This is a genomic window from Flavobacterium sp. CAU 1735 (assembly GCF_039888695.1).
In the GTDB taxonomy this organism is placed as follows: Bacteria; Bacteroidota; Bacteroidia; order Flavobacteriales; family Flavobacteriaceae; genus Flavobacterium.
The window spans coordinates 1,437,286-1,456,372 of sequence record NZ_JBDQQQ010000001.1 but is presented as its reverse complement, the minus strand read 5'-3'; the positions used below and the strand labels follow the sequence as shown (position 1 = coordinate 1,456,372).

Genomic DNA, 19,087 nt, shown 5'->3' with positions numbered 1-19,087 from the left:
TTTTATTGTACTTCTTTTAAATATTTAACTACGTCAACAATTCCGCTTTGCAGGGTGTTGATTTCATCTACTCCCATTGCTGTAAAACGTTCCAGTAAGGCTTCTGCTTCGATAACGGACAAACAATTGCTAAGATCGGTCAGCATAAACATATCCAGGCTGGATTTCATATTGTGTGTTAGTCGTTTTACCGCGTCATAGTCGTCTCTGGAAAAAGCTTCCTGAAGTTGCGCTACGTCGGCCGGGATTTTTTCAATAAAAAGATTGATGATTTCCTTTTTGAAATTCTGATCGCCACAGGCCGTTTCGTCAATAAACGACAAATCGACTTTTCGTCTACGCGCCAGTTTATTATCCGGATTTAAAGCCGCTTTAATCGCATCCAAAAGCATCGCCTGTTTAAACGGTTTGGGCACATAGCCATTCATACCCGCCTCATAACAACGTTCCTGTTCGCCAATAAGCGAATGTGCCGTCATGGCTATAATCGGAATCGTGGCCTGCATTTCATTTCGGATATACTCGGTGGTCTGATAGCCGTCTTTAACCGGCATTTGAAGATCCATCAGTACTAAATCGTACTCCTTTTTCGACAGTAGTTCGATTCCTATTTCGCCATTTTCGGCTATATCCAATTCAAAACCAAAATTATGAATCACGCTTTTTGCCAGTTTTTGGTTTAAAATATTGTCTTCGCAAAGCAATATCTTAAGTTTCCCTAGACTTTCTCCGGCAGCTGTTTCCGTTTTGGTTTCGATATAATCTGATTTTTTATAGTTCAGTACAAAGAAAAACTCGGAACCTCGTCCAACTTTACTCTTTACCTGTAATTCGCCATGTTGCAGTTCGATCAATTGTTTTACAATGCTAAGGCCCAATCCCGTACCGCCAAATCGTCGTGTGGTACTTTCTTCCGCCTGTGTAAAACGTTCAAAAATCGTTTTTAGTTTTTCTTCCGGAATACCAATTCCGGTATCTTTTACCGAAAATTTAAGTGCATAATTGTCTTCCGTTTCTTCCAGCATCTTTACCGAAACGGTTACGTCGCCATCTTCGGTAAACTTAAGTGCATTTCCGACAAGATTCACCAAAATCTGGTTTAGTCGGCCCTGATCACCTATTACGTGTTCCGGCATATCGGCATCTAAAAACAGATTGAACTCAATGTCGTTTGGAACTTTAACCTTTAACAAATTATAGACATGCTTTAGTGTCTTTTTTAAATTAAACGGCTCGGATTCAATGGTTAAATTACCGGATTCGATTTTGGAAAGATCCAGAATATCATTAATGATCAATAATAAATTTTCACCGGCTATTTGTACGCTATCGATATAATCGTGTTGCACCGAATCCAATTTTGTCTGCGCTAAAAGATCGGTAAAACCGATTATAGCATTTAGCGGAGTTCGGATTTCATGACTCATATTGGCCAGGAAACTGTCTTTTGCCAAAACCGCTCTATCGGCAATTTTTTTCTGAGCCGCAAGTTCGATGTTTTTGGTTCGCAATTCGAGTAGGTTGATCACGTGTTTCGCTACGATTGACAAGGCATTTCGCTGGTTTTCGTTAAGCTCTTTGGTCACGTGATCGATCGCACAGATCGTTCCGATATTATAACCATCGGGTGTGGTTAGTGGAATTCCGGCATAAAACCGAACCTTAAAACCACCGGTCACATTCGGATCGTCCTTAAAACGGTCGTTTAAAAAAGTGTCGTTGATTTCCACCATTTTTGTTTCCATAATGGTATACTGACAAAACGAAATTTCCCTTGGTACTTCCGATACGCCAATTCCAATTTCCGATTTAAACCATTGTCGGCTTGCATCGATAAAGGAAATATGAGCGATGGGTACGCCACAGATATACGAAACCAATTTGGTAGCATCGTCGAAGGCATTATCCGGAAGCGTATCCAGAATATTATAGCGTTTTAGAGCAGCTAAGCGTTCCAGTTCGTTTTCGGGCAAGGGATAGGGTTGCGTATTCATAGTATTAAATGGGAAAATGCATAAATACAAAAATAATTCGAGAAAAAAGACTGCAAAAAAATTTTGTACCGGATGCCGTGACTTCCGCAAAATTCTTTACTTAAATACCCAATACCAAAAACGAATTTGTTAAATAAATCAATTATCTTTATACGCCGTATAAATGACCACTTTCGACCAAACCAAACTAAACCTTACTATTATGAATACGTCAACACCAAAAGCATCCAAAAACCTGAATCGGCTAAAGCCTATACAAATCACGCAGATCAATACTAAGAGTATGGGACTTTCCGGTATTGTTAGGACTGCCGATCATCTAGAACCTATGGTATCCGCTGAAATTCAGGATAACGTCAACGGAAGAGTGATCAATATCAAGATCGTCGTTTTAATTCCGCAAACCTTGTTAGGACAAGAGCCGATTACGCTTTATCAGGATCTGGATAATCCTCCGAAAAACGAATTAAAACTGGTTGTAAAATCAAATAGTAACGAACTCGTGGCTCCGGAATATTACCCCTGGTATGTTAATTACCTGCATCCGCTTTCCGAAAGTGATAAAATAGAAATCATCACAACCCGTATCGAAGATCTTATCCCGGATGACGCCAATCCGAGAACTTCCAGAGGAACCATGACACAGGTATTACAAAGTTAAATAGCAAACCGAAAATCAATCCGTGTTTCGTAAAGACACCCTATGATTTCCAACAACAAATCCGTATTTTTTTTCCTGTTCCTTTTAGTGCCCTCCTTTCTTTTTTCGCAAAAACAGCCTTCCCTGAATGCTGTACTACTAGAGAAAGCAAAGCAGTATCAGGACCAGCGTTATTTTTATAAAGCGCATCAGTTTTTCCTTGAAAAAAACTGGGATTCCACTTTGGTGTATTCCATGAAACAACTGGCTTTGCCAAACAATGCGGAAGTTGCCGATTATTGTCATTATTTCAGGGGATTCAGTTTTAAAAATAAAGTGCTGAATCATGAGGCACGAAAGGAATTCGAAACCATTTCCAAAGCGTTCCAATTCTATTATAAAGTCAGTCTTTATCTGGGTGAAATCGCCCTTGAAGAAGGCAATTATAAAAAAGCGATTGCTTATTTTACCGAAATTGACAAACTGCCTCCGGCCGACGGTTACGATTTTAAAAAAGGTGTCGTATACCATAACATCGGACTCTCCTATTTGCACCTCAACGATTTTAAAGATGCTGACACCTACCTTTCCGAAGGGTTTGCTTTATTGCAAAAAGAGAAAGACACCGTATCGCTTATCGTTGCGTATATGAACATTGCCAACCTCTATTACGAACAATATAAGGACAATCTGGCGATTCCCTATTTTGAAAAAGCCTACGCGCTATCCAAAAAGATAAAAGATCCGCAGCTCAAAATGAATGCGGCGCTCAATATGGCCGTGGTGGCCGAAAACGATAAGCATTTTAATACGGCACTAACCTATCGGAAAGAATATGAAAACTGGCGGGATTCGCTTAATGATCAAAATAAAATATGGGCGATAGCCGATCTGGAAAAGCGGTTTACCGTCCGTCAGAAAGAAAAAGAAATCGACGTACTTGAAGCCGAAAACAAGCTTAAAATTGCCGAAAGGAATGGCTTTTTTTATTCGTCGGTGCTCTTACTGATCCTGTTTGGAACGGGCATTTATTTTTACCGTCAGAAGAGTAAAACCAATAAAATCATCTTGTCGCAAAAGAATGAGCTGGATGCACTAAATGCGTCCAAAGACCAACTATTTTCGATTGTTAGTCATGATTTGCGTTCGTCTGTAAATGCCTTAAAAAACAGCAATGACAAATTGTTAAAAAGCCTTGAAAATAAAGAGTATCACGAACTGGATAAACTCTTACACCACAACAGTGCTATCGCCAACGGTTCCTATAATTTATTGGACAATCTGCTTCACTGGGCAATGTTGCAAACCAAACAGTTTTATTTCCACAAGGAATCGGTACACCTACTTTCGATCGTACAACAGGTTGCTTTTAATTATAAACCACTGCTGACCGATAAAGACATTCATTTTGAAAATCAGGTTCCAAAAAGTGCTTTTGTATTGGCCGATCAGAGTTCGTTAAAAATCGTATTGCGAAATCTTTTGGATAATGCGATAAAGTTTACTCCGGAAAAGGGTCGTATCTTTATTACGGCTGAAATTACAGATGATCATTGTATTCTTTGTATGGAAGATTCTGGCGCGGGAATACCTTCGGAACTATTGAATCATTTGAATAATGAAACCTTTAGTGCTTCTAAAAAAGGAACTCATGAAAAAACCGGTACCGGATTGGGAATGCAACTTTGTAGCGATATGATCCGTAAAAACGATGGCAAAATGTTAATTGAAAGCACCGAAAACAAAGGAACTACAATCCGTATACAATTACAAAAAGTGAATCCAAATGAATAATGTAAGCGTACTTATTATAGAAGATACTCCGGCTGAAAGTGATGCGTTGGTACAAGTGCTTACCGAAAACAACTATACCATTGCCGGTGTGGCCCGAACTTTTAGTGAGGCTTTGGCCTTGTTTTATCAGCAAACGGTCGATATTGTGATCATTGATGTTTTCCTAAACGGAAATCCCGACGGTATCGCTTTTGCCGAAACGATAAATATTACGCCTGATGCCGCCCGACCTTTTGTGTTTCTAACGAGTTCGAACGACCGTCAAATCTTTGATCGCGCCAAACTGACCAAGCCTTTTAGTTTTTTGCTAAAGCCTTTTAACGAACTGGAAATCTTATATGCGCTGGAAATTGCCATCGAAAAATTTTACGGGCAAACCAATGTTTTTCTTAGTGATGATCAGGATACGGTGGTTAGTAATGATTCGCTTTTTATAAAAAAGAAAAACACGCTCAAAAAAGTGCGCATTGACACTATTATCTATATTGAAGTCGAAGAACGCTACTGCAATATCATTACCGAACACGAAAAGTTTGTGATTATGATTTCGCTCACCAAGCTAAGCGAACTGCTGGAAAGCAGCAAATTTGTACGTACGCATCGGAATTATATCGTAAATACGAGTAAGATCGAAGAAATCGTACTTCCCGAAAACCTGCTGATCCTGCAAGGCAACCACAAAGTAACCCTTAGTGATAAGCACAAGGATTTCCTTAGAAAATTCAATATCCTGAAATAAACATTACGACGCTATATCGATAACGCTTCCCAAACCGGAGGCGTTTTTTTATGGCTCGATTTTCCATACACCGATTTCCGGCCTTCATGTCAATAATTCCCGTCCCCATATCATTTCTTTCAAAAACGCTATCCCGCAACTGTAATTTTAGTATCGAAAACAAAAGAAAGCTAGCAGATTTTGTGTTCCGACTTAGGGAGAAACGATGCCCTTCCTGTTTACGCTGCATATAATTAACCCGTTTATGCCAGATCACAGGAAACATCTTCTACTAAGTCAACCGAAATAAAGTACAGGGATGTATGCCGAAAAACCCTAAAAAAGAGTAGGCAACTATATAACCAACAAATCATGTCAAAAATAGCAATCGTAGAAAATGGTGCCGTATATGAAGGATACGACAGCATAAACGCCATTCAGTGGTGTTCTCCTTCCTTTTTAGGCTGTAGCGTCTGTGTGAGCGCAAGCGCCGTTAAAGGAATGGTTACCATTTCCGTTGGATTTAATACCCCTTTTGGAAATGTTAGCAAAACGTTTAATTTTAATTCGAATGTTAGCTACACCTGGCAGCCATTAAGCCGCTTTAAACTAACAATAAGCATCACCAATTTTAACGAAGCCGGTGGTGTTTTTAGTTTTGATCTGGGCGCAAACCCGTGTGTAGAAGTTCCGATTATGGGATGGAAATGTTTTATGTTTAGCCATCATTTTGAAGTGCCACTAGTACTTACAGGTATCCAAAATGATATCGATGACAGTCAATTTGCAAGTATTCTGGCCTTCCATTCCGGAAATGGTTTCGATGAAGCAAGTGGTTCTTCTTTATTAAAAGGGGATATTTACAATAACTACCTGAATCAGGGGAATATCTTTACAATTCCTCCTATATGCGGACCAACCAGACCTTGTATGCCAACAATACCGCCATTGGTATGTGGTGGTGGTGCAGAAGCATCGATCCCAACCCTTCCGGTAGTTTCCTGTATTCCTATTCCGACAAGACAGTGTGTGCCAACCATCACTTCCTGTGTAACCGGTATCCCGTTTATTTGCAATAGTGCAGCACAAGGTTATCCTACGACATTACTTCCGGGATGCCAACACATTACTACGCTATTACCGGGATGTCAGCATCCTACAACATTATTACCAGGTTGTCAGTCGGACGATTCGCAGGTAATGTTGTCCAAATCAAACGTAGCGGATGCCGCAACGCCAACCCTTCCGGTTGCATCCTGTATTCCTACAAGACAATGTGTTCCTACGATCACTTCGTGTGTAACCGGTATACCGTTTATTTGTAACAGTGCTATACAGGGAAGCTTTCCAACAACATTGCTTCCAAATTGTCAACACGTTACAACCTTACTTCCAGGCTGTCAGTCAGGTGGTGTTCAGGGTACCGCCAACGTCCCTACGATTCCCGTAGCGTCTTGTATCCCAACCAGACAGTGTGTACCTACCATCACTTCGTGTGTAACCGGTATCCCATTTATTTGTAACGGTCTGCAGCAAGGTGGTTTCCCAACTACTTTACTACCGGGTTGCCAGCATGTAACAACCTTGATACCGGGCTGTTTGCATCCTACAACACTAATCCCGGGTTGTCAGTCAGGCGACGTAAATGCAAGTGCTTTACCAACTTTACCGGTTAGTTCCTGTGTAAATACAGCAGGTTGTGTTCCGTCATTGCCTTGTGTTCCAACAATGAGCTGTACCGGAATTCCGTTTGTTTGTTAATACTCTTTTGTTTCTTACCGCGGGGCTTTGCTCCGCGGTATTATACCCTTTTACTTAAATGTCCCCACTTATGCAACTAACACCCGAAAATATATACCGCTTTTTACACAAACGACAGCTTATTGATAATGATGCCGTTGTAAAAGGAAACTTTATGGTAATTCCCGCCAATACCCGAAATACGATTTTAAAAATAATGGTTGGAAAAGACAACTCTTTGTTTGCCAAACAAATGGGAAAAGACCCGGTTTCTGTAAGCCAGTTTCAACGGGAAATAAACGCCTATGCCCTATTTAAAAACAATGCCGAATTTTCGACACTGGCGCATCTTGTTCCGGATATGCTCGACTATGATGATGAAAACAATATTCTGATTACAAGGCTACTACCCGATGCCAAAAACCTATCCGAGTATTATATGCTCACTAAAAATTTCGACCTTACTCTTGCCCGCGAGCAAGCCCATATACTATCGGCATGTCATGTCGTACCCGATGCCAAAACCGACACTTCCGGGTTTCCGAAAATGGTACCCTGGGTACTGCGTCTGCATCAATTTAGAGCCGCCGATTTTTTTGTCGGAAATCAGGCCAGTACCGAAATAATACAATTGATCAAAGACAATAGTGTTTTACAAAATGCCCTTATCGATCTGGCCGATTCCTGGCAGTATACCCATCTGATTCACGGTGATATCAAATGGATTAATTTTCTGGCGACAACAAATGATACTAATCAACTGGCTCAAAAACTTATCGACTGGGAACTGGCCGATATTGGCGATCCACTTTGGGATGTTGCCGGTCTTCTGCAGTCCTATATTTCCATATGGGTGTTGGGTTTTGACAATGCCAATCCTTACTCGAATACACTTCCCGATTATATGAAACCGTTTGATATGCGGGCATTACAACCTTCGGCACAGGCTTTCCTAAAGGAATATATGACCTTACAAGCCTATCCAACCGAATACCACCCTTATTTTTACGACAAAGTTATGCGACTCACTGCCGCAAGGATTATTCAAACCAGCGTGGAAGCAACTACGTTTAACAGTAAGATTGAAGCCAATTATATGCGTTGTATTCAGTTGGCTTATAACATCATGAAAGATCCAATGATTGCACTGGACGAACTTTTTAATATAAAATCATTCCATCATGTTTAAGGATAAAACGATACTTAAAGAGCTAACCCGGATTATTGATCAAATCAAAATCGAAGCTACGCATATCCATTACAATGGAAAATCTTTTCCGATTACGTCTGAAAACGCCGTTACCGTACTCACCGGAATGCTATATTCGGAATGCTATATGCTAAAAGAACGCTATCAGTTACAACCGTTACAAAATTTTGATCTTCTACAAAACGATGCCAGTGGTTTTATAAATCTTCTTTCCCAAAACAACCATACCAAAGAAAAACTGGAACAGGGTTGGGTAGTGAAACATACCCATACAAACGGCTATGTCGAGATCGTCCGAAACAATGAAAAACAAATCGTAAATGCATCCGCTCTAAAAAAGCTTGCTCCCGGAGAACAAACCGTTTCGGTGCTTTTTCCAAAAGAAGACCGCTATCGACAACCTACTTTTTATTATGCCTTTAGCAATGCGCCTATGGATACGATCACAAAACTGGTTCGTATTTACTGGAATTGCACACGTGAAGGTGCTCCCGTATTACTTGACGTCCTAACAACCCGGTTGAATCAGTATAACATTCCGTTTCTTTTTAAGTGTCTGAGTCATCCGGAACATTATTTTCGTCGTGATGCCGCCGTTTTATATATCGACGACAGTCTTATGCCGCTTCTGGAACGGATACTGCCCGAACTGGTTGCCGCTATGGAACCTTATCTTGAAGAAGATGTTCCGCTTTTCTCCTATCGCCACAGTAAAGGCGTAGGTATAGCCGAAAATCCAAGCGCACAGGAAAGCTTTGGTATGAATCGCATGACTATCGTGGCGGAAACATTACTTCAAACTGCATCAAAAAAATTACCGTCTGAGGCCCTCCTTCACGAGATAGCAAGTGCTTTTCAGAAAAAGGGAATTAATCCCTTGGCAACCTACCTTAATAAAGGATCGAAAATCCTGTTCAATTAAAAACAAATAGCATGAACACAACCGATAAAACCATTTTTCTGGAAACCGCCTGGGACATTGCCTCTGAACTTATAAAAAGTAGTATCTGGCAAGGCGATTCCTGTACCTGGCAGGGGTATTCCATGGAAGCCGTAAACGGAAAATACGAAGGCATTCTACGGACATTCGGTGCCGATATCTATTCCGGAACTTCCGGTATCGCATTATTTTTAGCCGCTTTGTATTCGGAAAAGAAAGATGCTGTGTTACTAAAAACAATTGAAGGTTGTTTGTCGCAGATGACCGCTTTGATGCATACGGCACCCGATCACGGTTTTTATTCCGGGAAACCCGGTATTGCAGCCGCTTTGATCAAAATTGGGAGTCAACTGGAGCGAAACGAATTTGTTGCCGCCGGAATCCGGTTACTGGAAAGTATTCCGGTAGCTTCGTTAGAAACTTATGAAATAGATGTGATTAGCGGTGCTGCCGGTACTATTCCGGTACTGTTGGATGTGTCCAAAACGTATAGTAATCCTGTACTTCTGGATAAGGCCATCGCGCTTGGTGATTTGCTCTATCATTCCGCAGAAAAAAATAAGGACGTATGGTCATGGCGTACCGTTCCGTCGCAAAAGAACCTTACCGGTTTTTCACACGGATCGTCCGGTATTGCACTGGCACTGCTTCAATTATATAAAGCGACAGAAAACCCGCAATTTCTGGAAGCCGCAACAGGCGGTTTCAATTACGAAAGACAATCGTTTGATGCCTCACAACACAACTGGCCGGATTTTAGGGATGGCGTATCAACAACCTACAATACGGTTTGCGGTTTGGCCTGGTGTCATGGTGCGCCCGGTATAGCTTTATCCCGATTAAAAGCCAATCGGATAAAACCGGATAGTACTTTTGAACAGGAGATGTTTACGGCACTAACCACTACAAGAGACAACATTTATCACAATCTTATGGATAACCTTAGCGGTACCAATTATTCGTTGTGTCATGGTATTGCCGGAAATGCTGAAATACTGCTGGATTGCAGTTCGGAACTCAATCAACTGGCAGAAACCGTAGGAACAGCCGGCATTTACAAATACAAAACAAACCGACTTCCGTGGCCAACGGGTGTCAATAGTGGTCAATATACTCCGGGATTGATGATGGGAATCGCCGGAACCGGATATTTTTACCTTCGATTATTTGATTCGGAAAAACACAAATCGTTACTCTTACCCGGATGTTACTAAAATGGCCCCATAATTTGTTTCCATATACTATTTTAAACCGAAAATCCTGATCGTAAAAAATCAGGATTTTTATTTGGAGTATTTTAAACCAGTAAATTCATTAATAGCGGTTTATCGTTTAAGTAATTGACATAAAAATCGTGTTGCTTCATTTTAGACAATAACGGTTCAAAATCTTTATATTGTTTGACGACAATGCCAACAACCGCCATTCCTTTTTCTTTTGAATTTTTCTTCGTGTATTCAAAATAAGTGATGTCATCGTCCGGTCCGAGTACTTCCATCACAAAATGGCGTAAAGCACCCGGTCGTTGTGGAAATTTCAACAGAAAATAATGTTTTAATTGCTTGTACAACAATGCTTTTTCTTTTATTTCTTCCATCCGGGTGATATCGTTATTACTTCCGCTAACGATACATACGATATTCTTAGCTGTTAGCTCCTCTTTATTATAACTTTTAAGTGCTGCAACCGACAAAGCGCCCGCTGGTTCTACTACAATGGCATCTTTGTTATATAGTGACAGAATCTCTTCACAAACTTTACCTTCAACCACGGTTACGATGTCGTGCAAGGTATTTCGGCAAATTTCAAAAGTATAATTTCCAACCTGTTGTACTGCAGCTCCGTCTACAAAACGGCTAATCACATCCAAACGAACCGGTCTTCCGCTTTCAATGGCTTTTAACATACTGGCGGCTCCATCCGGTTCCACTCCGATAATTCTGGTTTCCGGCGAAAGCATTTTAAATACGGCGCTTATACCCGCTGCCAGTCCACCACCTCCAATGGGTACAAAAATATAGTCAATCGGTTCCTGAGCCTGTTCCAGTATTTCCAAGGCAATGGTAGCCTGTCCTTCGATAACAGCCGGATCGTCGAACGGATGAATAAAAACGGCATCCTGTTTTTTGCTAAAAACAAGAGCTGCTTCTTTGGCTTCATCAAAAGTATCTCCGAATAAAATCACGTCTATATAATCTTCCCCGAACATCTTAACCTGTTCCAATTTTTGTTCCGGAATGGTTAAAGGCATAAAAATGGTACCTCTGGTTTTCATCTTCTTACAAGCCAAGGCTACCCCTTGGGCATGATTCCCGGCACTGGCACAAACGACTCCTCTTGACAATTCTTCCGGAGAAAGCGAAATCATCTTATTATAAGCCCCTCGTATTTTATAGGATCGCACCGGTTGCAAGTCTTCACGTTTTAAGCTGACCCTAGCATTTAAAGCGGCCGATAAATTCACATGATATTGTAAGGGTGTTTTGAGAATTTCTTTTTTTAAATTGTTCGCCGCTATACGAACAGTCTCAAGTTTTGGAAAATAGATACTGTTTTTCATTACTAATTGTTTTCCGGTCTCAGACTACGAACCGTTTTTCCTGCCTGCCACATTTCACTTTCGCGTAACTCTGATAATTCCATTTCGAGTCGGGCTCTATAATCGGATTTACAATTACTGTCAATAACATGCTTAGCCTCTTGTCCGGTAGCCACACTTTCGTATAAGGCCTCAAAAAGTGATAGGTTCGCATCGCGGAAACGTTTCCACCAATCCAATGCTCCTCTTTGAGCCGTCGTACTGCAATTGGCATACATCCAATCCATTCCGTTTTCGGAAACCAACGGCATTAAAGACTGCGTGAGTTCTTCGACGGTTTCGTTAAACGCTTCGGATGGACTATGCCCGTTTTTACGCAATACTTCATATTGCGCCGCAAAAAGTCCTTGAATCGCCCCCATCAAGGTTCCGCGTTCTCCTACCAGATCGCTATAGACTTCTTTTTTAAAATCGGTTTCAAACAGATAACCGCTTCCAATAGCAATTCCTAAAGCGACAACTCGCTCCCATCCTTTTCCGGTTGCATCCTGATATACCGCATAACTGCTATTTAGTCCTCTGTTTTGCAGAAACATTCGACGCAATGACGTTCCCGAGCCTTTTGGTGCAACCAGAAAAACATCTACATCCGGTGGCGGTACAATTCCGGTACGGGGATTAAAAGTGATCCCAAAACCGTGTGAAAAATACAGGGCTTTTCCCGGTGTGAGGTGTTCTTTTACTTTGGGCCAGTATTCTATTTGAGCGGCATCACTTAACAGATAACAGATAATCGTTCCCCGAATCAGTGCGGCTTCGATTTCAAACAGGCTTTTTCCGGGAACAAACCCGTCGTTTACCGCTTTATCCCATGATTTCGAATTCTTCCGTTGTCCTACAATAACCGTAATACCGTTATCCCGCAGATTTAATGCCTGTCCAGGTCCTTGTACACCATATCCGATAATTGCAACAACCTCATTTTTTAATACTTCACGGGCATATTCCAATGAAAATTCTTCCCGTGTAACGACCTGTTCTGCTACTCCCCCAAAATACAATGTTGCCATATTCGTTTATTTTTAGATTATTATTTTTCTTTGTCTATTCCCCTATTATCCGATTTAATCCATGTCCGTTTTTAGATAGTGCAATCCGGGAGCTTCTGGAAAATTCTTCCAGTCCCAATGGTTTTAAGATTTCCATCAGTTCATTAATTTCATCCCGATGTCCTGTGACTTCGAATATCGTATAATCCTTACGTATCGCTATTATTGTGATCTTATATTCTCGTAAAATTTGTATGCCCTTTTTCTGTGATGCCATTATTTTTGTAGGTACTTTATACAAGGCTATTTCCTGCCAGACCAACTCCTCATTCGTATGATAATAGACCTTTAAAACATCGACCTGTTTTTCCAATAAATACGTCAGTTTCCGGATATTGTCTTCCGTATCTGTAGCAACAATCGTAAATCGCTGGACATCGAAAATTTCTGTCGGACCGGCATTGATACTACTAATATTGATTTTCATTTTAAAAAATAACAACGCAATACGATTGATCAACCCGATATCATTTTCGGTATAAATTGTGATTGTAAATTCTTCTTTTCTATCCATTTTCATAGTATTTTAAATTTCATTCTTATGCAACACAACATCCGATACGCTTTTTCCCTGTGGTACCATCGGAAAGATGTTGTCTTCTTTTCCTACCACTATTTCCAGCAAATAACTCCCTTTATGATGTAGCATTTGTTGTAATGCACTTTGTAGCTCTTCCCGTTGTTCCACCCGTTTTCCGGGAATGCCATATCCCTGGGCCACCTGAACAAAATCGGGACTTTCGATAGCAACAAAAGAATAGCGTCTTTCATGAAAAAACTCCTGCCATTGCCGTACCATTCCCAAAAAGCTATTATTCAGTATTACTAACTTTACATTGGGTTTAAACTGCATTATTGTCCCCAATTCCTGTATGTTCATCTGAATACCGCCATCGCCCATGATAGCGATTACCTGACGTGTCGCATCGCCATATGAAGCACCTATGGCAGCAGGAATTGCAAATCCCATTGTTCCAAGTCCGCCACTGGTAATATTACTTCTGGAATGCTTGTAACTGGCATAACGACAGGTTATCATTTGATGCTGTCCGACATCGGTAACAATAATTGCTTCACCCTTTGTCAGTTCATTAAGATTGTAGATAACCTCTGCCATTGTCAGTTCATTTCCAGATGGATAAATTTCATTCCGGATCACCTCTTTATTTTCTATTACGGCACAATCTTTAAAACGTTTATGCCATTCGTGATGTACCTTAGTCATAACCAGTCCGGTTAGCAAAGGCAAGGTATCTTTACAGTCGCCACATACGGGAATATCGGCTTTTACATTTTTATCGATTTCGGCGCGGTCAATATCCAAATGGACGACCTTTGCCTGCGTCGCATACTGATCCAGACGACCTGTTACCCGGTCGTCAAAACGCATCCCGATAGCAATCAATACATCGCATTCATTTGTTAACAAATTCGGACCATAATTTCCATGCATTCCAACCATCCCTACAGCCAACGGATGATCGGTTGGAATGGCACTCATTCCCATGATCGTCCACGCCACCGGAATACCGGTTTTCTCGATAAACCGTAGCAATTCGGTTTCTGCTTTTCCCAATAAAACTCCTTGTCCAATGATTACAAAAGGACGCTTAGCAGCATTGATCAACATAGCAGCTTGTACTACGAGTTCCATATCCGGAACGGGTATTGGTTTATAACTTCGTAGAAAATCGCAGGGTTTATACTGATAAAAAGCTATTTTTTGTAACTGAGCATTCTTGGTAACATCAATTACAACAGGTCCTGGTCTTCCGGATCGGGCTACATAAAATGCCTTGGCCAATACTGTTGGAAGTTCCTCGGCGTCGGTTACCTGATAATTCCATTTTGTTACCGGTGTTGTAATGCCGATCACATCGATTTCCTGAAAAGCATCGGTTCCTAAAAGATGCGCATACACCTGACCCGTAATGCAAACTATAGGCGTACTGTCCAGTAAGGCATCTGCAAGTCCGGTAACCAAATTGGTCGCACCCGGTCCGCTGGTTGCCAATACGACACCCACTTTTCCGGATACCCGTGCATATCCCTGAGCCGCATGAATAGCACCTTGTTCATGACGTACCAGTATGTGTTCCAACTTTTCTTGATAATCGTATAAAGCGTCATATATTGGTATAATGGCTCCTCCCGGATAACCAAAAATAGTTATAACACCTTCATAACGAAATATTTCGAGTACAACCTGACTACCCGTCAGGTTTTTTGGTAAGGTCGTTTCATCCGAGTTCCCATGCAGTTTTTGGTCCATATAATTCTATTTTATGCATCCGTTACACAGCCTTCTGAGGCCGATGAAACGGTTAGTGCGTATTTATACAACAATCCTTTTGTGACTTTTAATTCCGGTTGTTTCCATTGTTGTTTTCGGATTTCGATTTCTTTATCGGCAACTTGTAGTTCCAGTGTGTTTTTAACCGCATCAATCGCAATACGATCACCATCCTGGACAAAAGCGATCACTCCGCCTTCATAAGCTTCCGGTGTAATATGTCCTACGACAAAACCATGGGTTCCACCACTAAACCGCCCATCGGTTAGTAAGGCAACACTTTTTCCGAAACCGGCTCCAATCAATGCGCTGGTCGGTTTTAACATTTCCGGCATACCCGGTGCACCTTTTGGTCCTTCGTTGCGAATCACAATCACATCGCCGTGTTGTATTTTTCCGTTTTCAATACCGGCGATCAGTTCTTTTTCGCCATCAAAAACCCGCGCCGGACCGCAAAAAAAAGTACCTTCTTTTCCGCTGATTTTGGCGACACTTCCATTTTTAGCCAGATTACCATATAAAATTCGTAAGTGCCCGGTAGTTTTTATTGGATCCGTCAACGGTTTTATAATTGATTGTCGGGTAAAATCGAGCATTTTGACCGATTCGAGATTTTCCGCCACCGTTTTTCCTGTTACCGTAAGACAATCGCCGTGAAGCAATCCTTGTTGCAACAAATATTTCATTACAGCCGGTATTCCACCCTGTTCGTGTACATCTTGCATGAGATAGGTTCCGCTGGGTTTTAAATCGGCTAGAACCGGCGTCGTATCACTCATTTTCTGAAAATCATCCTGTGACAATCGTATTCCTACACTTTTGGCCATAGCGATCAGATGTAATACAGCATTAGTACTTCCGCCGAGAACAATCGTAAGGCGCATTGCGTTTTCAAATGCCTTTCGGGTCATAATATCCGTTGGTTTGATGTCTTTTTCCAACAGCATTTTTAAATAACGCCCGGCTTTCAGGCATTCCTGTCGTTTTTCGAAACTCATCGCCGGATTGGAAGCCGAGTACGGCAAACTCATTCCCAGCGCTTCTATTGCCGAAGCCATCGTATTGGCCGTATACATTCCGCCGCAGGCTCCAGGACCGGGACAGGCATTTTTGATAATCCCGTTATAATCCGATTCACTTATTTGTCCGGCGATTTTTTGTCCCAACGCTTCAAATGCGGAGACAATATTTAGTGTTTCTCCTTTATAGCAGCCCGGTGCTATTGTTCCGCCATAGACCATTAAAGCCGGCCGGTTGAGTCGTCCCATAGCGATAATGCTGCCTGGCATATTTTTATCACAACCCGGTAATGCGATCAGACCATCGTAATATTGAGCACCACATACCGCTTCGATACTGTCGGCAATCACTTCCCTACTTACCAGTGAATAACGCATACCATCGGTACCGTTACTTATACCGTCACTCACACCAATTGTATTAAAAATCAATCCAGCCAATCCTTCTTCCCAGGTTCCTTTTTTTACAAGTTGTGCCAGATCATTTAGGTGCTTGTTACATGGATTTCCGTCATATCCCATACTGACAATCCCTACCTGTGCCTTGTCCATATCATCATCCGTAAAACCAATTCCGTATAACATGGCTTTAGCTCCCGGATAACCATCACCCTGCGTTAATAGCGCTGAATATTTATTTTGTTTCATTTTGTTTTAATTCGTTTCCAATTACATCCAGACTTTTTCCTAAAACCAAACTACTGTATCCTTTTTGTATCTGATTCGCATATGTATCTTCCCATTTTTTGGAAAACGGAACATCATCCAAAGAAGCCAACATTACTATTTCGGCGGCCGTACCGCAAAAAAATGCAGCATCGGCACCTTTCATTTCTTCCGGTTTAAAAAATTTTTCCACTATCGGAATTCCTAGTTTTTTACTGATTTCGATAACCGTGGCGCGGGTTATTCCCGGAAGAATATTGCCTTTGGGCGGTGTGAATAGCATTCCGTTTTTTTCGAAAAATACGTTCGCCCCAGAACTTTCCGCAACATTTCCATTGGTATCCAGTAACAAGGCTTCGTCATATCCTTTATCCCGGGCTTCCTGACAGGCAAGTATCGAATTGACATAATGACCACTTACTTTGGCTTCGACATGAAAAGCCTCCGGATTAGGTCTGCGATACGATGAGGTCATTACTCGCAATTTATCGGCCAGATAACCATTATTCCACTCCCAAGCTTCAATAACCAGCTGACTTTCTTTTGCTTTTGAAAGTCCCATATTTGGCGAACTCATTACCAAGGGACGTATATAGGCATCGCTAAGGTTATTGCGTTTTAACACCTCATGCGTTAATTCGATTAGTTCCGAAGTGGTATGGAAAAATGGTATGTGCATCGTTTCGGCCGAAAAACGCAGGCGATCATAATGCTCTTTGGCTTTAAAAATTTGTGTTCCGTTTGGGGTTTTATACGATTTAATTCCTTCGAAAACAGCATATCCGTAATGAAGCGATTGTCCGTAAAGATCGGTTTTAGCTTCTGTGGCTTTTACAAAATTTCCGTCAAAATAGATCATGGTATCGTTGTGATAATACATATGGCTACTTTTAAATTTAACTCAAAAAAAAAGCCCTTCTCGGTGTGAGAAGGGACTTAATCATATAATACGATATCGTTTCCTACTCACGTAAGCAAGGGAATAATAATTGAAATAGTACGTACAACTTGTTGTTTCATTTTGTTTGCGTTTTAAGAAATAAAAAAAGCCGTCCCAAAAATTTGGAACGGCTTTGTATGATTCATCTTGTATATTACTACGATACCCTTCCTGCACCAGCGCTGGCTGCGATAATGCTATCAACTGTAATTGTAATAATATTGGTAGTAATCACGTGAATTGTAATTAGCGTAAAAGTACACAAAAAACACATAAACACAAGTTTTATTTATATTTTTTTAGTACGCTGTTTATTTTAAACAATCTCATATTAAAAACGATTAGTATTTTAAAGTATAACATTTTGCTGTTTTTTATCCAAAAATCACGTAGTACTACCTGAATTTTAACAATCGTACTTTTTTAAATTGCAATAACAAACCACCAAACAAACTACCATGCAAAATGACCAACCCCACAAAGCGGCTATGGATTGCGAAACCAATCCTACTGCTTCCCTCAAGAAAATGTTTATCGACAGCACTATGGGCAATCGTATTATGGCAGGACAATGCCCGGTGCGACGTGCCGTATTTTTAAAACCTCATGGTGTGGCCAAAGCCGATTTTATTATGGTACCGGGATTAGCGGACAAGTATAAAGTCGGAATTTTTGCTCACGAGCGTTTTAGTGCCTGGGTTCGTTTTTCGAGCGACACACAACCGCATGCGCCGGATATGAAATCGACTGTCGGAATCGGAATCAAACTTTTTGATGTTCCGGGTGAAAAACTGCTGGAATCCAGTAAGCATGCCACTACGGCCGATTTTCTATTGCAAAACATGAACGTCTTTTTTGTAGACAATGCTACAGAAATGTGCAAATTCACCAAAGCCGGTGTTGTGGATCACAATTATGATCTCTATCTGAAAGACCACCCGGAAACACAAAAAATTCTGGACGAAATGGCTAAACCCGTAGATAGCTGCCTGACAACTCCTTATTGGAGCGGACTACCCTATGCTTTTGGCGATCGCTTTGTAAAATACAAACTGGAACCGATCGGGCCACCATTCGGTGTGCCGCCATCGCAAAATACTTCCGATTACCTGCAGGCCGATTTACAAACCCGTCTGAATATGGGTGAAGCGCAATTTAATTTTATGGTTCAGTTTCAAACCAATCCGGAAACTATGCCATTGGATAAAGCCATGACACCCTGGAGCGAAACCGAATCCGAACCGGTACATATCGCTACGCTGGTAATTCAAAAACAGGACATTACCAATCAGGGACAGGCCGAATATGGCGAAAACCTTTCGTTTAACCCATGGCGTACGTTAAAAGCACACGAACCGCAAGGTAGTATCAGTGCTGCGCGTAAAGTAGTCTATGAAGCCGGTGCCGAATTGAGACGTTTTAAAAATGGTGTTCCGGCTGTCGAACCGAATACGCCAAGACCCCTTAACCTCAAATAAAATAGTG

Annotated in this window: 15 protein-coding genes; 8 read left to right on the top strand and 7 right to left on the bottom strand. The window is 41.3% G+C overall.

Features of this window, described 5'->3' with window-relative positions; translation table 11 throughout:
• Nucleotides 1–2: 2 nt before the first annotated feature.
• Nucleotides 3–1,994, bottom strand: a complete 1,992-nt coding sequence (locus AAFN64_RS06930) for an ATP-binding protein (protein ID WP_347759833.1) — start codon at nt 1,992–1,994, stop codon at nt 3–5.
• A 163-nt stretch (nt 1,995–2,157) separates the two neighbouring features.
• Between AAFN64_RS06930 and AAFN64_RS06925 the strand changes: the two genes are divergently transcribed.
• The 7 genes from AAFN64_RS06925 (at nt 2,158) to AAFN64_RS06895 (ending at nt 10,250) form a co-directional block, all read left to right on the top strand.
• Complete coding sequence (locus AAFN64_RS06925) at nt 2,158–2,655, top strand: hypothetical protein (RefSeq protein ID WP_347759832.1); 498 nt, start codon at nt 2,158–2,160, stop codon at nt 2,653–2,655.
• 42 nt (nt 2,656–2,697) lie between these two features.
• Complete coding sequence (locus AAFN64_RS06920; RefSeq protein WP_347759831.1) at nt 2,698–4,428, top strand: tetratricopeptide repeat-containing sensor histidine kinase; 1,731 nt, start codon at nt 2,698–2,700, stop codon at nt 4,426–4,428.
• A complete protein-coding gene (locus tag AAFN64_RS06915) occupies nt 4,421–5,167 on the top strand; it encodes a response regulator transcription factor (protein WP_347759829.1) in 747 nt (248 codons plus the stop codon). The genes AAFN64_RS06920 and AAFN64_RS06915 overlap by 8 nt, the downstream gene beginning before the upstream one ends.
• Before the next feature lie 351 nt (nt 5,168–5,518).
• The gene (locus tag AAFN64_RS06910; RefSeq protein ID WP_300485607.1) at nt 5,519–6,907 is read left to right on the top strand and encodes a hypothetical protein; all 1,389 of its coding nucleotides are present in this window, start codon (nt 5,519–5,521) and stop codon (nt 6,905–6,907) included.
• 70 nt (nt 6,908–6,977) lie between these two features.
• Nucleotides 6,978–8,075 carry a phosphotransferase gene (locus tag AAFN64_RS06905; protein WP_347759827.1) on the top strand — a complete coding sequence of 366 codons (1,098 nt, stop codon included), beginning with the start codon at nt 6,978–6,980 and terminating at the stop codon, nt 8,073–8,075.
• Nucleotides 8,068–9,018 carry a T3SS effector HopA1 family protein gene (locus tag AAFN64_RS06900; RefSeq protein ID WP_347759826.1) on the top strand — a complete coding sequence of 317 codons (951 nt, stop codon included), beginning with the start codon at nt 8,068–8,070 and terminating at the stop codon, nt 9,016–9,018. Before AAFN64_RS06905 ends, AAFN64_RS06900 begins: the two co-directional genes overlap by 8 nt.
• Nucleotides 9,019–9,029: 11 nt before the next feature.
• Nucleotides 9,030–10,250, top strand: coding sequence for a lanthionine synthetase LanC family protein (locus AAFN64_RS06895; protein ID WP_347759824.1), 1,221 nt, complete (start codon nt 9,030–9,032; stop codon nt 10,248–10,250).
• 83 nt (nt 10,251–10,333) lie between these two features.
• On the opposite strand, the gene ilvA is transcribed toward AAFN64_RS06895, so the two are convergent.
• Genes ilvA through AAFN64_RS06865 form a run of 6 tightly spaced genes read right to left on the bottom strand, consistent with a single transcriptional unit; the run spans nt 10,334 to nt 17,542 of the window.
• Entirely contained in the window at nt 10,334–11,596 is a 1,263-nt protein-coding gene (gene ilvA, locus AAFN64_RS06890; RefSeq protein ID WP_347759822.1) for a threonine ammonia-lyase IlvA, read from the bottom strand.
• Nucleotides 11,597–11,598: 2 nt separating this feature from the next.
• Complete coding sequence (ilvC, locus tag AAFN64_RS06885) at nt 11,599–12,645, bottom strand: ketol-acid reductoisomerase (protein WP_347759821.1); 1,047 nt, start codon at nt 12,643–12,645, stop codon at nt 11,599–11,601.
• Nucleotides 12,646–12,679: 34 nt separating this feature from the next.
• On the bottom strand, nt 12,680–13,198 hold the full coding sequence (gene ilvN / locus AAFN64_RS06880; protein ID WP_347759819.1) for an acetolactate synthase small subunit: 519 nt from the start codon (nt 13,196–13,198) through the stop codon (nt 12,680–12,682).
• A gap of 12 nt (nt 13,199–13,210) precedes the next feature.
• On the bottom strand, nt 13,211–14,956 hold the full coding sequence (ilvB, locus tag AAFN64_RS06875) for a biosynthetic-type acetolactate synthase large subunit (RefSeq protein ID WP_347759818.1): 1,746 nt from the start codon (nt 14,954–14,956) through the stop codon (nt 13,211–13,213).
• An 11-nt stretch (nt 14,957–14,967) separates the two neighbouring features.
• Nucleotides 14,968–16,644 carry a dihydroxy-acid dehydratase gene (gene ilvD, locus AAFN64_RS06870; protein ID WP_347759816.1) on the bottom strand — a complete coding sequence of 559 codons (1,677 nt, stop codon included), beginning with the start codon at nt 16,642–16,644 and terminating at the stop codon, nt 14,968–14,970.
• The gene (locus AAFN64_RS06865) at nt 16,631–17,542 is read right to left on the bottom strand and encodes a branched-chain amino acid transaminase (RefSeq protein WP_300485625.1); all 912 of its coding nucleotides are present in this window, start codon (nt 17,540–17,542) and stop codon (nt 16,631–16,633) included. Before AAFN64_RS06865 ends, ilvD begins: the two co-directional genes overlap by 14 nt.
• A gap of 518 nt (nt 17,543–18,060) precedes the next feature.
• On the opposite strand from AAFN64_RS06865, the gene AAFN64_RS06860 reads away from it, so the two are divergent.
• Nucleotides 18,061–19,080 carry a hypothetical protein gene (locus tag AAFN64_RS06860; protein WP_347759814.1) on the top strand — a complete coding sequence of 340 codons (1,020 nt, stop codon included), beginning with the start codon at nt 18,061–18,063 and terminating at the stop codon, nt 19,078–19,080.
• Nucleotides 19,081–19,087 lie beyond the last annotated feature (7 nt).

Bases quoted from the DNA above. Each gene is read 5' to 3' on its own strand.
- AAFN64_RS06905 (WP_347759827.1), top strand. From the start codon at position 6,978: ATGCAACTAACACCCGAAAATATATACCGCTTTTTACACAAACGACAG.
- AAFN64_RS06920 (WP_347759831.1), top strand. From the start codon at position 2,698: ATGATTTCCAACAACAAATCCGTATTTTTTTTCCTGTTCCTTTTAGTG.
- AAFN64_RS06900 (WP_347759826.1), top strand. From the start codon at position 8,068: ATGTTTAAGGATAAAACGATACTTAAAGAGCTAACCCGGATTATTGAT.
- AAFN64_RS06860 (WP_347759814.1), top strand. From the start codon at position 18,061: ATGCAAAATGACCAACCCCACAAAGCGGCTATGGATTGCGAAACCAAT.
- AAFN64_RS06865 (WP_300485625.1), bottom strand. From the start codon at position 17,542: ATGTATTATCACAACGATACCATGATCTATTTTGACGGAAATTTTGTA.
- AAFN64_RS06910 (WP_300485607.1), top strand. From the start codon at position 5,519: ATGTCAAAAATAGCAATCGTAGAAAATGGTGCCGTATATGAAGGATAC.
- ilvC (WP_347759821.1), bottom strand. From the start codon at position 12,645: ATGGCAACATTGTATTTTGGGGGAGTAGCAGAACAGGTCGTTACACGG.
- AAFN64_RS06930 (WP_347759833.1), bottom strand. From the start codon at position 1,994: ATGAATACGCAACCCTATCCCTTGCCCGAAAACGAACTGGAACGCTTA.
- ilvD (WP_347759816.1), bottom strand. From the start codon at position 16,644: ATGAAACAAAATAAATATTCAGCGCTATTAACGCAGGGTGATGGTTAT.
- AAFN64_RS06915 (WP_347759829.1), top strand. From the start codon at position 4,421: ATGAATAATGTAAGCGTACTTATTATAGAAGATACTCCGGCTGAAAGT.
- ilvA (WP_347759822.1), bottom strand. From the start codon at position 11,596: ATGAAAAACAGTATCTATTTTCCAAAACTTGAGACTGTTCGTATAGCG.
- ilvN (WP_347759819.1), bottom strand. From the start codon at position 13,198: ATGGATAGAAAAGAAGAATTTACAATCACAATTTATACCGAAAATGAT.
- AAFN64_RS06895 (WP_347759824.1), top strand. From the start codon at position 9,030: ATGAACACAACCGATAAAACCATTTTTCTGGAAACCGCCTGGGACATT.
- AAFN64_RS06925 (WP_347759832.1), top strand. From the start codon at position 2,158: ATGACCACTTTCGACCAAACCAAACTAAACCTTACTATTATGAATACG.
- ilvB (WP_347759818.1), bottom strand. From the start codon at position 14,956: ATGGACCAAAAACTGCATGGGAACTCGGATGAAACGACCTTACCAAAA.